General features: G+C 53.1%; 11 protein-coding genes. 7 read left to right on the top strand and 4 right to left on the bottom strand.

What is annotated here, in order from left to right:
- Window positions 1-43 precede the first annotated feature (43 nt).
- Together H6853_08720 and H6853_08715 are read left to right on the top strand one after the other, a co-directional pair.
- Window positions 44-1,705 carry a thiamine pyrophosphate-binding protein gene (locus H6853_08720; protein USO03588.1) on the top strand — a complete coding sequence of 554 codons (1,662 nt, stop codon included), beginning with the start codon at window positions 44-46 and terminating at the stop codon, window positions 1,703-1,705.
- A gap of 86 nt (window positions 1,706-1,791) precedes the next feature.
- Complete coding sequence (locus H6853_08715; protein ID USO03587.1) at window positions 1,792-2,223, top strand: metallopeptidase family protein; 432 nt, start codon at window positions 1,792-1,794, stop codon at window positions 2,221-2,223.
- A gap of 197 nt (window positions 2,224-2,420) precedes the next feature.
- On the opposite strand, the gene htpG is transcribed toward H6853_08715, so the two are convergent.
- Window positions 2,421-4,322, bottom strand: coding sequence for a molecular chaperone HtpG (gene htpG / locus H6853_08710; protein ID USO03586.1), 1,902 nt, complete (start codon window positions 4,320-4,322; stop codon window positions 2,421-2,423).
- A 39-nt stretch (window positions 4,323-4,361) separates the two neighbouring features.
- Window positions 4,362-4,955: a pyridoxamine 5'-phosphate oxidase gene (pdxH, locus tag H6853_08705; protein ID USO03585.1), complete on the bottom strand. Its 594-nt coding sequence runs from the start codon at window positions 4,953-4,955 to the stop codon at window positions 4,362-4,364.
- Between the two features lie 80 nt (window positions 4,956-5,035).
- Between pdxH and H6853_08700 the strand changes: the two genes are divergently transcribed.
- Entirely contained in the window at window positions 5,036-5,512 is a 477-nt protein-coding gene (locus tag H6853_08700; protein USO03584.1) for a glycine zipper 2TM domain-containing protein, read from the top strand.
- A gap of 52 nt (window positions 5,513-5,564) precedes the next feature.
- Here H6853_08700 and H6853_08695 read toward each other — a convergent pair whose 3' ends face one another.
- On the bottom strand, window positions 5,565-7,211 hold the full coding sequence (locus H6853_08695; protein ID USO03583.1) for a hypothetical protein: 1,647 nt from the start codon (window positions 7,209-7,211) through the stop codon (window positions 5,565-5,567).
- 188 nt (window positions 7,212-7,399) lie between these two features.
- Here H6853_08695 and fabI point away from each other — a divergent pair, with 188 nt between their 5' ends.
- Entirely contained in the window at window positions 7,400-8,260 is an 861-nt protein-coding gene (gene fabI / locus H6853_08690; protein ID USO03582.1) for an enoyl-ACP reductase FabI, read from the top strand.
- A gap of 36 nt (window positions 8,261-8,296) precedes the next feature.
- Here fabI and H6853_08685 read toward each other — a convergent pair whose 3' ends face one another.
- A complete protein-coding gene (locus tag H6853_08685; GenBank protein ID USO03581.1) occupies window positions 8,297-9,022 on the bottom strand; it encodes a hypothetical protein in 726 nt (241 codons plus the stop codon).
- 147 nt (window positions 9,023-9,169) lie between these two features.
- On the opposite strand from H6853_08685, the gene aroC reads away from it, so the two are divergent.
- From aroC to sppA, 3 genes are all read left to right on the top strand, one after another.
- A complete protein-coding gene (gene aroC, locus H6853_08680; protein USO03580.1) occupies window positions 9,170-10,255 on the top strand; it encodes a chorismate synthase in 1,086 nt (361 codons plus the stop codon).
- A gap of 29 nt (window positions 10,256-10,284) precedes the next feature.
- Complete coding sequence (locus tag H6853_08675; protein USO03579.1) at window positions 10,285-11,046, top strand: hypothetical protein; 762 nt, start codon at window positions 10,285-10,287, stop codon at window positions 11,044-11,046.
- Between the two features lie 61 nt (window positions 11,047-11,107).
- Complete coding sequence (sppA, locus tag H6853_08670; protein ID USO03578.1) at window positions 11,108-12,973, top strand: signal peptide peptidase SppA; 1,866 nt, start codon at window positions 11,108-11,110, stop codon at window positions 12,971-12,973.
- Window positions 12,974-13,014: the final 41 nt, after the last annotated feature.

Below are 13,014 nucleotides of genomic sequence, written 5' to 3'. Positions count from 1 at the left end.
CTCCCTTTTTTCAGGGGAAAAACCCTGCCATACTTGGCCGGTGATGATTAAGGCAAATAGAAAAACGGGCGGGCAGATTTTGGTGAATTCACTGTCGGTCCAGGGTGTTCGCCGTCTTTTTTGTGTTGCGGGAGAAAGTTACCTGCCTGTCCTGGATGCTCTTCTGGAGCACGAAGAGATAGAGGCAATTACCTGCCGTCACGAATCCTGCGCAGGGTTTATGGGAGAGGCTTATGGGAAACTCACCGGGAAGCCGGGGATCGTTTTCGTCACACGCGGCCCCGGCGCCTGTAATGCGTCAATCGCGGTGCATACGGCGCGTCAGGATTCAACGCCGATGATTTTATTCATGGGGCAGGTGCGCCGCGCGGAAAAAGGGCGGGAAGCCTTTCAGGAAATTGACGTTGAAAAAGTTTTCGGCTCGCTTGCGAAATGGGCGGCGGAAATAGAAGACCCGAAGGATATTCCCGCCTGTATTGAGCGCGCTTTTAAAGAAGCGCTTTCGGGGCGTCCGGGGCCTGTCGTTCTGGGCTTGCCCGAAGACATGCTTTCGGAAGAAGCGGAGGCCGCGCCTCCTGCATCTGTTTCGGGCGAAATGCCGGAGATGTCCCCGTCGGATTTCGATAAAATACAGGGACTTTTGGCCGGCGCTGAACGGCCGCTTGCCATCGTCGGCGGAACGGGGTGGAGCGACCGGGCGTGCCGGCGTTTCGAAAGGTTTGCAAAGGAAAACAAGCTGCCTGTTGCAACGTCTTTCCGGCGCCAGGATCTTTTCGATCACCGGCACGATTGTTATATCGGGGAACTGGGGACAAGCCCGAACCCGCGGCTTGTCCAGCGTGTGAAAGACGCAGATGTCCTGCTGGCGGCCGGCGCGCGTTTAAGCGAGATTATGACGCAGGGCTATACGCTTTTTGGGGAGCCGCCTTATCCGGTTCAGAAACTCATCCATATTTATCCGGGAGAGGAAGAGCTTGGAAAGGTTTATACGCCGGCGCTTGCGGTTTTATCCGGCATGGAAAGTTTTTGCGGCGGGCTCGAGCAGTTGAAGTTGAAAGCGGGAGACGGGAAATGGTCCGACTGGTGCGAACAGGCCCGGCGGGATTATCTGGAATGGACCCATATCGATACGAAAGAGCAGGGGGACTGGCACGGCGCGGATATGACGGCCATTTTTGCGCAGCTGCGCGATATCCTGCCTTCAGATTCAATTGTTACGACGGATGCCGGAAATTTCAGCGGCTGGGCCCAGCGTTATTTGAGATATGGCCACCCCAACCGCCTGTTGGCGCCCACCAGCGGCGCGATGGGATATGCGGTGCCTTCCGCGATTTCGGCCTCTCTGGAATGCCCCGACAGACTTGTTCTGGGCCTGTGCGGGGACGGCGGTTTTATGATGAGCGCAAACGATATTGCAACCGCAATACATCACAAGGCAAAACCGATTATCATGGTCTGCAATAACGGAATGTACGGCACAATCCGCATGCATCAGGAACGTCACTATCCGGGGCGGGTGAGTGCCACGGATCTGACCAATCCGGATTTCGTGGCTTATGCGAAGAGTTTTGGCGCATTTTCCGTGCGTGTCGAAAAGGCAGGAGATTTTGAAAAGGCATGGAATGCGGCGCTTTCATCGGAGCGTGCCGCCATCATCGAAATCCGGATGGACCCGCGCCAGATGACAACGAATGCGAAGCCTTGATTTTTTCATTATTGGCAAAAGCCCCTTTTCATCGTAACCTCTAACTTAAATCAGTTGAGTCTTTTTTCTTTGGAGGGGGGAGCGATATGAATCAGCAGCGCGTTGTCATGAACTTTTCGGTGCCGCCCAGTCTGGAGGATATTGAGGCGATCGCCGGCGACATACTGGAGAGCCTGCCGGAAGAAATTTTAGAGTTTTGTGACGGGCTGGCTCTTCAGATTGAGGAGATGCCGGACGAAACGACACAAAAAGATCTGGACCTTGAAGACCCTTACGAGATTGTTGCCCTCTTTCACAGCGGCAAGGAGTTGTCTCCCGGGGTCGAAAGCAAAGTGGCCAATGACGAGGACGTTTTGATCCTTTACCGCCGTCCGCTGCTGGATGTGTGGGGGGAAACGGGCGAGGATCTTGCGCAGGTCGTGCGGGAAGCCATGATCGAAGAGCTTGGCAATAATTTCGATTTTTCCGAAGATGAAATCGAAGAGATGACGCGCCGCCATTATCAGGGAATGCTTTAAAACGGCCGCGCTCCGGTGGTATTGAGAGGCGTCCAGACGCCAGAGCGTTCTGCAATCGGGGTAAGCGCGGCCTGTTTTGTTATCCTGAGTCCCCGTTCTGTCATCCTGAGCCGAGGGCGAAGGATCTCAGCGTTTTCCGGAGATTCTTCGCTGCGCTCGGAAATGACAGTGTTCAACCAGCCTGAACGACGAACGCCCTAGGCCGCCAGACCCTTTTGCACAAAGTCGGCCATGCGGCGGGCAAAGGCGGAGGGGTTGTTTACGGGTTCTCCCTGAATAATCATTGCTTGATCGAGAAGAAGCTGCGCCGCGTCTTTTAACGCCTGAGAGCCTGCATCTTCCTCGGCCATTCCGGACAGGCGTTCAATCAGCGGATGGTCCGGATTTATTTCCAGGACACGTTTGGACTGCGGATCGTATTTTTGACTGAGCTTCAATGTGCGCTCCATATGCATATCCGTGCCGGTGTCGGCCGCCACCAGACAAACGGGGGAGTCTGTCAGGCGGTTTGAAATGCGGACATTGCTGACATGTTCCTTAAGCTGTTCCATTAAAACGACGAGCAAGGCATTGGTCTTGTTTTTCTTTTCTTTTTTCTTCTTGCTTTTTTCTTCTTTGTCTCCTGTATCGTCAAAAGCATCCAGATCAACGACGCCTTTCGTGATAGAGGTGAATTTTTTACCTTCGAAGTCGCTTGCCATCTGGAGCCAGAAGCTGTCGACCGTGTCGGTGAAGAAAAGAACTTCCAGCCCGCGGGCTTTGAACCCTTCAATCTGGGGAGAGTTTTGAAGGGCGTCGAGTTTTTCTCCTGTGATGTAGTAGATGTCTTTTTGCCCCTCTTTCATGCGGGACACGTAGTCTTTCAAGCTGGTGAGCTTGTTGTCCGATTTTGTGGAATAGAACCGGCAGACCTTGAAGATGTCTTCGCGATGTTCGGCGGCGTCATAAAGCCCTTCCTTTAACACGGCGCCGAACTGGAGCCAGAAGGTTTCAAAGGCAATGGGGTTGTTTTGGGAAAGTTTGTCCAGATCCGAAAGGATATGCTTGGTCACGCCGCGACGGATGAGCGTCACGACGGGGTTGTTCTGGAGCATTTCACGGCTGATATTCAGCGGCAGGTCTTCGCTGTCGATGACTCCCCGCAAAAACCGCATCCACGGATAAACAAGGTTGTCGAGATGGTCTGTGATATAGACCCGTTTCACGTACAGGCGCACGGCGTGTTTGCGTTCCGGATCGTAAAGGTCCCACGGGCGCATGGTGGGGGTGTACAAAAGCGCGGTATATTCGATTTTGCCTTCCGCCTTCCAGTGGGCCTGCGTCAGGGGTTCATCAAAGACGTGGCCCATATGCCGGTAGAACTCTTTATACTGTTCTTCGGTGATATCGCTTTTGGAGCGCATCCAGAGCGCCGAGGCCGTGTTGACCGGCTTTTCATCTTCTTCCTTTTCACCCAGATAAACCGGCACGTTGATATGGTCGGAATAGGTCAGGATAATTTGTTTGAGCTTTTCATCCAGAAGGAAATCCGAGGCGTTGTCTTTCACATGCAGGATAATCGTTGTTCCGCGGTTCGAGATAAGGGCTTCGGTTTCGTCTTTGCCGGCTTCGCGCACCGTAAATCCCGTGCGGCCGTCGGACTCCCAGAGCCATGCCTGCTTCTCGCCGGCTTTGCGGCTGATGACTTCTACTTTATTTGCCACCATGAAGGAGGCGTAAAACCCGACGCCGAACTGGCCGATCAGGTTTAAATCACCGGCGTTTTTTTGGTCCTTCAGGGACTCGACAAGGGCCGCCGTGCCGGAATGGGCAATGGTGCCAAGGTTTTTGACGAGATCTTCCCTGTTCATCCCCACGCCGTTATCGGCAATGGTCAGGGTGCGTTCCTTCGCATTTTGCGATATCCGCACACGGAAATCAGAGTCTCCTTCCGTCATGTTCGGGGTCTGGAGGGCGTCATAGCGCAGCCGGTCGCACGCATCGGCGGCGTTGGAAATCAACTCCCGCAGGAACACATCCCGGTTGGAATAAAGCGCGTTGGCGACAATATCCAGCAAGCGGGAGACATCGGTATCGAAATTCTGTTTTTCTTCGGTCATGGCTTCGTTTTTGCTTTTTTATATTTGACGTGGGTCCAGCTAAGGGTAAAGGGTCTGGATATTCCAGCCCGTTCCCGAAGGGGTGTATTCATAGCGGTGGTGAAGGCGAAATTCACCTTCATGCCAGAATTCAATGCGCTCCGGCCGGACACGAAATCCTTTCCAGTAAGGCGGGCGGGGAATGTCTTCTTGCCCGTCATATTTGGTTTCAATCTCTTCAACCCTTTTTCTAAATGTTTCGTAATTATCGACAGGGCGGGATTGCCGGGAGGCCCATGCCCCGATCCGGCTTCCGCGGGGGCGGGAGGCAAAATAATCATCCGATTCTTTTTCGCTGACTTCCTCAATCCGCCCTTCAACGCGCACCTGCCTTTTCAGGGTTTTCCAGTAGAAATTCAGCGCCGCATAGGGGTTTTCAAGAAGCTCCCGTCCTTTCCGGCTTTCGGCATTGGTATAGAAAACAAAGCCGTTTTCATCCCAGCCTTTCAAGAGCATAACGCGGACGCTGGGGCGGCCCTCCTTCGTGGCGGTGGCAAGCCACATGGCGTTGGGATAGTCTTCTTTCAGCTTTTCCGCCTCGCTGAGCCAGCTTCCAAAAAGCGTATAGGGGTTCTCAGGAAAAGAATCTTTCATTTTTGTCATTTTTTGGTCTAAGTTCGGGGCTAGATTAGCGTCTGGGCTAAGAATCGCAAGGAAAAGAAAGGCGGAAAATCATGAAGAATATCATTTTAATGGCAGCCGTTATACTGGGGCTGTCCGTTTCGGGCTGTGAAACCATCCAGAATTCCGGAGACAAGGAAAAAGTAGGGGCCGTGGGCGGCGCAATCCTTGGCGGGCTGGCCGGGTCGCAGGTCGGCAGCGGTTCGGGGCGTCTTTGGGCGACGGGCGTCGGCACGCTTTTGGGCGTTCTGGTCGGAAGCGAAGTCGGACGGTCACTGGATAAAGCGGACATGGCCTATGCGCAAAGAGCCAACTATCAGGCGCATAGCTCTCCTATCGGTGAATCAATCACATGGGACAATCCTGAAAGCGGAAATTCCGGTTCTGTGACCCCTGTGCGGGAAGGCAGTGACACCGCCGGCCGTTATTGCCGCGAATACCAGCAGACCATTTATGTCGGCGGTCAGCAGGAAACCGGATACGGGATCGCATGCCGCCAGGAAGACGGCACATGGGAAATCGTAAGCTAGAGCGTTGATATCAAAAGAAAGAAAAAAGGCTGCCTGTTAAGGGCGGCCTTTTTTAACGCTTGGTCGTGTCGTCCGAATCCTGGTTTTGCTTATCCTTCCGGTTTTTCTGCATTTCCCGGTGCTGGAGCATGCGCTGGCGGATGATATGCGATTTATTGCCGCCAATGCCCGGTGCGTTCGTAAAAACGGCAGGCACCTGCGGGGCCGGTCCTTTCGGCGCGGGGCCTTTTAGCTCAGGACCTTTAGGGGCCGGTCCTTTCGGCGCGGGACCTTTGGGGGCAGGGCCTTTTGGCGCCGGCGCCGCGGGCTGAATTCTCAGATCGTTTGCGGCCTCGAGTTTCTGGATATAGGCGGGATCGTTCATCGTGATCTGAAGGGAATTTAAAACAGGCGCGAAAAAGGGGTTTTCGCTGCAGATGTCCGCAATATGCCCCATCGTCAGGGCATAGCCCTTGCGGCGCTGCGCGACAATGCTGTCGCCGAGTTCCTTGATGGAATTCCAGTCGACCTTCATAATTTCCCCTTCAAAATGCTGGCGGGCGGCTTTATCCGGCTGGACGCCGGCCATGATGGCCTGTTCGAAAGCCTGCGCTGCGGATTGGAGCGCGCTGGCGCACCAGCCAAGAATTTTTCCTTCGCTCAGATTTTCGTTCTGCATGTTGGCTGCGTTCAGAAGCGCCCGTCCGCTTTCTTCCTGAAGCCCGAGCGTAATGGCCCCTTCAAAGGTCTGTTCCATCAACTCGCGGTGCAGAATCTGGTTTTTTTTCTGGTTGGCGAAACTGTTATAGGTTTCGTCTTTTTCGCTCAGGCGGCGGGGCGTGATTCCCGTCACTTCGGAGACAAGATATCCCGTGGCGCGGACATAAGGATTTTCACTTGTAAAGACAGCGGCCCCCAGAATTTCTTCCTCGTTGTGTCCGCGCCAGGCCATATCCTGAGCGGGCTCCGCAAAAGACCACCACTGGCGGATACTTGTTTCGTCAAAGGTGATGCCGACTTCCAGAGAAATCTGTTTGGCTGTTTCCACATATTTGCTGCGGGGGATTTTGTTTCGTTCCAGCTCGGAATAGACAAATTCGCTGGCTTCCATCGCGATGATAAAAGGAAAGTCTTCCGCGCGCTGGTGCGCAATCGGAACAAGCGAATTCCATCCGCGGCTCTGGGCTAGCGTGTTGATCGTTCCCGCATTCCCGTGCAGGCCGGTCATGACGGCGGCAAACACGTCTGCCTGCAAATTGGCTTTGGCCAGATTGATGGGAGAGCGTTTGGGAATCATGGGGCCGTTGTAGAATTTCCGGCGATGTTCCGGCCTTTGCCGGATTTCCGTGAGGTCGATCGCGTGCCAGGCCAAGTGATAAATATGCGTTTTGGCTTCGCTGATATCCGCATAATCGTCAATATTGATGTTAAAAAGGGCCAGGACACTGTCCTTGGAAGAAAAGCCGAGCATCGTTTTCCGGCTGGCCACGGCCATGCCTAAAAAGGAGGAGTGATCCGTTTCCAGGGTGCGCTGTAAAATCATCCGCCCTGTATCTCCTGCGGGGTGGCGGATGATCTCATGTTCGCTGAGCGCAATGCTTTCCCTAAGCTGGCCTTTGGTGTGGACGATAAAATGCAGCGTCAAATCTGTGTAGACGTCTTGAATCTGCCGCGCAATCAGGTTGCAGGCATGCTCGACATTATCAATCTGCAAAGACATGATTTTGGCCGCAGCCCCCCTTTCTTGCCTTAAAGTATAGGAAATTAAGGTTAACAGAATCTCAAGACAGGGCGCAAAAACGGGGAAAAACGCACTTGCAGGCATCTTTAAGTGTAAGGGAGACTGGACGGATGCGCGGAAAGGTGTAGGATGTCCGCTCGCAGTATAATCAGAGGATTTATATATCGATGGCACAAGGTGGTAAAAACTGGCTGGAAGGCAAGCGGGGACTTGTCATGGGCGTTGCGAACGAACGGTCGATTGCCTGGGGGATTGCGCAGGCGGCCCATGAAGCGGGCGCAGATCTGGCCTTCACGTATCAGGGGGACGCGCTGAAAAAGCGGGTTTGTCCGCTGGCGGAGAGCGTCGGGTCGGACATCATGGTGCCCTGCGACGTTACCGATATGAAGAGTGTCGATGAAGCCTTTGAAAATATTGAAGAAAAATGGGGGCAGCTCGATTTTGTCGTGCATGCGATCGCTTTTTCCGACAAAGGGGAACTGGACGGGCTGTATCTGGACACAACGCGCGATAATTTCCTGAAAACAATGGATATTTCCGTTTATTCCTTTACGGCGGTGGCGCAGCGGGCCGCCAAATTGATGAAGGAGGGCGGAAGTCTTCTCACCCTGACCTATTACGGCGCGGAGCGCGTCATGCCGCATTATAATGTGATGGGGGTGGCCAAGGCGGCGCTGGAGGCCTCCGTGCGCTATCTCGCGGCGGATCTGGGGGACCGGAATATCCGTGTGAACGCAATTTCCGCCGGTCCGATTAAAACGCTGGCAGCCAGCGGTATCGGCGATTTCCGCTATATCCTGAAATGGAACGAACTGAACAGCCCGCTTCGCCGGAACGTCACGATCGAAGATGTGGGCCGCAGCGGCCTGTTCCTTTTGTCCGATCTGGGCAGCGGGGTTACGGGGGAAGTCATGCACGTGGATAGCGGGTATCACACCGTGGGCATGTGCAGCGTGGACAGCGCCGCCGAAACGGCCGAGCTTTTAAGCTCTATCGCACCCAAAAAACCCAGGGACGAAGCGGCTTAAAGGCATAAAAGGGTACGGTTTATGGGCCTTTATCTTTTAAAAAGCCTCGTAAGTTAAACCGCGCCTTTCCAGATATCCCCGCATGTCATTGCGTGCACCTTTCATCCTGAGGGAGGTTGCAGGGGCTGATAAGTTTAAATGTGCTGCAATGTCTTTGGTTTTCTCTCCGTCCCATTTCATCATCATCATGATCCGGTTTTGGCGATCAGGCAGAGCATTGATCGTTTTCATGAATATTTGACGTATGCCTATCCTTTGGGCGCTCCTGTGGGCGCTGCGTGTTGTGTCCGCTCTTCTATCTACATGCTCGGCAGGGGGTGGTTGGTTTTCCGCATAAACAAGCGCTTCGGCATCCCTTACCGTTTCTTTTGTAAAACCGTTTTCCATCCTTTCGCGCAAGATGGAATATGCAAGCTTTTCCTCGCTTAACTCTTTGTACGCCTCTATGGCATCGCGCATTGTACTTCCATATATATCCAGCCTCCGGCTGGTGTCCTGAAAAGAGCCGTTAATGCGAAATATGGCGAAGGGGGTTAACATGCTGCCTTTTTCAGGGGCATAATTTCTAAGAACCTGAGCAAGGACAAAATTTGCGTCCCCGATAGCTTCTGCGTGCAGCAGCGTGTTTCGGATAAATCTTCCGTTCGCAAGCCGTTCAGTCAGCCTTAAAAGCTCCGTAGCGAGGGCGTTATGGGCCGGGGAGTTAAAGACTTTTCCGCTTTCAACCCAATTTTCATAGGACATCTGGAGTCTATCTGTCATTCTTTCTTCTTTTATCGTTTTTGAGTTTTGTAACGATCGAAACACAAAAAAACATTTACGTAACGTTAGTTTTTATGTCAAGTTTTTTGTGTACTACGTCAACAATAAAACCCTGTGCCCTTCCGGGCGTGTATGGTAAAAAAGCATATGTCTGGTAATCGTTTCGGCACATTATTTCAATATCAAAGCTTCGGGGAGAGCCATGGCCCGGCCATCGGGTGCGTGGTGGACGGCGTACCGCCGCGTATAGCCTTGTCGGAAGCCGATATCCAGGCCTTTCTGGACCGCCGGAAACCGGGGCAGAGCAGGTTCACGACCCAGCGCAAAGAACCGGATGAGGTGAAAATTATCTCCGGCGTGTTTGAAGGGCGAACGACAGGCACGCCGATCGGCCTTTTGATCGAAAATGTCGACCAGAAATCAAAGGATTACGGGGAGATCAAAGACAAATTCCGCCCCGGCCATGCGGATTTCACCTATGAGGCCAAATACGGCATCCGCGATTATCGCGGCGGCGGGCGCTCTTCCGCGCGGGAAACGGCCATGCGCGTGGCTGCGGGCGCCATCGCCCGAAAAATCTTAAATAATGCTATTAGCGACAATGTGTCTATTCGTGGCGCCGTGGTGCAGGTGGGTCCGCATAAAATCAACCGGGACAATTGGGACTGGGCGCAGGTGGAACAAAATCCGTTCTGGTGCCCCGATCAGGAGGCCGTTGCGGTCTGGGAGGATTATCTGGAAACGCAGCGCAAAAAAGGCTCCAGCGCGGGGGCGGTCGTGGAAGTGGTCGCGCGGGGGATTCCCGCAGGATTGGGCGCGCCTGTCTATGACAAGCTGGATGCGGATCTGGCCAAAGCCATGATGAGTATCAATGCCACCAAAGCCGTTGAAATCGGGGCGGGGTTTGATGCGGTCGAATGGGGCGGAGAGCAAAACGCCGACGAAATCCGCGCCGGGGAAGCCGGCGCACCGGACTTCCAGTCCAATAACGCAGGTGGAATCCTCGGCGGGATATCTTCTGGGCAGGATATCGTCGTGCGGGTGGCATTTAAACCCACCAGTTCGATCCTGATGCCCGTAAAGACGATCGACAAAAATGGTGCTAATTGCGACCTTGTTACTAAGGGGCGACATGACCCTTGCGTCGGCCTGCGCGGCACGCCCGTTTGTGAAGCCATGATGGCGTGTGTCCTTGCCGATCACTATCTCCGCCATAAGGCGCAGTGCTTGTAAGGTAAAAATAAGGAGCAGGTTTTTATTTAATGGGAAAATATGCGCCATTACGGGAACATTTATTAAACAGACAGCAAAAAGTCTGGCACGCACACTTTACAGAGATTGAAAAAATCATTGGCCAGTCGCTTCCAAAAAGCGCAAGGCATTATCACGCTTGGTGGGCAAACCAAGAGTACAGTCCGCAATGCTCTGCTTGGTTAGAGGAAGGTTGGATAACAAGTGATATTGATTTGCCCAATGAAACGGTTGTTTTTAAAAAGGATAGAACGGGCAAAATAAAAGGTGCCCGCAAATCTTCTGATCAAGCAAGGGAAGGTAATGTTTCAGAACCTTCTTTTCATTCTTGGGATACAAATAAAATTGTAACCTGTTCTTTGGGAATGGAGTGGTGTCCTATTGGGCAGGTACAGCTTGATAAAATAGGCCGCATAGTTTTCCCTGACGTAAAAAAAACGCCTGCTTTATATCGTTTTCGTATTCGAAAAAGTCGAAAAGAAACGATGTATATCGGGGAGACTGTTAATTTAAAACGCAGGTTTGGAAATTATAGGAATCCTGGCTCGTCTCAGCAAACGAGCAAGCGTATAAATAAAATTCTTGTAACCATGTTAAAAGAAGGGGCAGAAATTTCTGTATCTGTTATGATGTCGGGCGCATGGGTTGATAAAGGAAATGGTCAAGAAGTTTTGGATTTATCATCCAAAGTAGCCAGATGTTTTCTGGAAAATGCAGCTATTTTAGAAGAGCACGCATTGGATGTAGAAAGTTTAAATAAAGCAAATTTATAGTGTCTATTCATCTGCTTGTTTTAATGAAAGTAGGACGTTCAGAGTAAGAAAGGCTAACTTCATGTCCCTAAATCGCGGATCCCTTTTTTACAAACCGAAACCCCGGACCAAAGAAATCCGGCGTAAGCGCTGGAACTGGCCCGTCATTATCTGGGAGGCGGTAAAAAAGAGCTGCATGGTTATCGGCGCGGTTGTCCTGTTTTCCGCTTTTACGGGCGCGGTGATCAGCACAAAGGTCGTCCGGCAATCGGCCCCGTCTCTGCCGGGCGAGATGATCCTGTTTCTGGATTTAAAAGACGGGCTCGGCGAAACCTCTCGAAGCCCTAGCCTTTCGGATCCTTTCCCTTTCCACCGCCCGACCGTTCGCGTCATTGTGGAAGCCCTTGATAACGCCCGTGAAGATGAAGACGTTCACGGTCTGGTGGTCAGTGTGGCCGGCGGCGGGCTTTCTTCCGCGCATGTTCAGGAAGTGCGCGCCGCCATCAAGCGGTTCCGGGCGAGCGGGAAGTTCGCCAAAATTTACGCCACGTCCTATGACGGTTTCGGGAGCGGGCTCGGCGTTTATTATCTGGCGTCCGCGTTTGATGAAATCTGGATGCAGCCTGTGGGCATGCTTTCGATTGCGGGAATCGGGTTTGAAATGCCTTATGCCCGCGCAGCGCTGGACAAAATCGGGGTCCGGCCCGATTTCTACCAGCGGGAAGAATATAAAGGCGCGATGGAAAATATGACGGCCAGAAAAATGTCGGGGCCGAGCCGCGAAATGCTGGGCTCTATCGTTAAAAGTTTATCCGGACAAATGCTTTCCGAAATTTCTGCAGACCGGAACATGGCGCCGGCAACCCTTAAAAAATATATCGATCAGGGAATCCTGACAGGGCCGGAGGCACTGGAGGCGGGGCTGATTGACCATCTGGATTACGCCGATGTCCTGATGTCGCAGGCACGGGAAAAAATTACGGGCGAAAAAGATCAGGATAAACCGGACCTCGTTTCGCTTTCCCATTACCATGCATCCAAACAGGCAAAAATTCTGGCGCGGGGCGAAGAAGAAATCGCCATCGTGTATGCTGTCGGCGCGATTGTGCCGGAAGCGCATGAAGGCACGGCGGGCGCAGACGAAATTTCCGCCGCCATCAAAGAAGCGGCAAAAGATAAAAAGATTAAAACCATCGTGCTGCGGATTAATTCGCCGGGCGGAAGCCCGACCGCGTCTGAAACCATCCGCCGTGAAATTGTGCGGGCGAAGGAAAAAGGGAAAAAGGTGATTGTTTCAATGGGGCCGGTGGCGGCCTCCGGCGGATACTGGATCGCGGCGGATGCGGACCGGATTTTCGCGCTGCCTGCGACGCTGACCGGGTCCATCGGCGTGGTGATGGGGAAATTTTCCCTTCAGGGGGTCTGGGATAAAGTCGGGGTCCACTGGGACGATATCAGCTGGGGAAAAAATGCGGGGATGTGGTCTTTTAACCGGGGCTTTAGCGATAGCGAAGGCACGCGCATGAACGCCCTGATCGAGAGCGTCTATCAGGCCTTTCTGACGCGCGTATCGGAGGGACGGAAAATGCCGAAAGCGGAGGTTCGGAAAATTGCCAAAGGCCGTGCATGGACAGGGCAGCAGGCGCAGGAAATCGGCCTGGTAGATGAACTGGGCGGCCTGGACGATGCGCTGGATTATACCGCCAGGGATCTGGGACTGAAAGACCGGAGCGAGCTGAAAATCGTCGTTCTTCCAAGGCCGCAACGGCCGATAGAGCAACTGCTCGAAATGCTTGGCGGACAGGTGGCACTCGGAAAGTTTATGGGCAAGTTTTTTGGCGCGCATAGCGAGACGCTGGATCGACTCGAACCGTTTCTCACAAAAATGGAAAATTCCGCGCGCGAAGATTTCAGTGTCTATGACGGCGATCTGGAGTTTGTGCGGTAGGTTTTGGATTTTTACGTCGGTCTGACGGCCTTCTCGAAATG

It is taken from the genome of Rhodospirillales bacterium (assembly GCA_023898765.1).
In the GTDB taxonomy this organism is placed as follows: domain Bacteria; phylum Pseudomonadota; class Alphaproteobacteria; order Micavibrionales; family Micavibrionaceae.
Note: the sequence above shows the minus strand (reverse complement) of the source record. Positions and strands in the feature narration are given on the sequence as shown.

Bases quoted from the DNA above. Each gene is read 5' to 3' on its own strand.
- H6853_08720 (USO03588.1), top strand. From the start codon at position 44: ATGATTAAGGCAAATAGAAAAACGGGCGGGCAGATTTTGGTGAATTCA.
- H6853_08715 (USO03587.1), top strand. From the start codon at position 1,792: ATGAATCAGCAGCGCGTTGTCATGAACTTTTCGGTGCCGCCCAGTCTG.
- htpG (USO03586.1), bottom strand. From the start codon at position 4,322: ATGACCGAAGAAAAACAGAATTTCGATACCGATGTCTCCCGCTTGCTG.
- pdxH (USO03585.1), bottom strand. From the start codon at position 4,955: ATGAAAGATTCTTTTCCTGAGAACCCCTATACGCTTTTTGGAAGCTGG.
- H6853_08700 (USO03584.1), top strand. From the start codon at position 5,036: ATGAAGAATATCATTTTAATGGCAGCCGTTATACTGGGGCTGTCCGTT.
- H6853_08695 (USO03583.1), bottom strand. From the start codon at position 7,211: ATGTCTTTGCAGATTGATAATGTCGAGCATGCCTGCAACCTGATTGCG.
- fabI (USO03582.1), top strand. From the start codon at position 7,400: ATGGCACAAGGTGGTAAAAACTGGCTGGAAGGCAAGCGGGGACTTGTC.
- H6853_08685 (USO03581.1), bottom strand. From the start codon at position 9,022: ATGACAGATAGACTCCAGATGTCCTATGAAAATTGGGTTGAAAGCGGA.
- aroC (USO03580.1), top strand. From the start codon at position 9,170: ATGTCTGGTAATCGTTTCGGCACATTATTTCAATATCAAAGCTTCGGG.
- H6853_08675 (USO03579.1), top strand. From the start codon at position 10,285: ATGGGAAAATATGCGCCATTACGGGAACATTTATTAAACAGACAGCAA.
- sppA (USO03578.1), top strand. From the start codon at position 11,108: ATGTCCCTAAATCGCGGATCCCTTTTTTACAAACCGAAACCCCGGACC.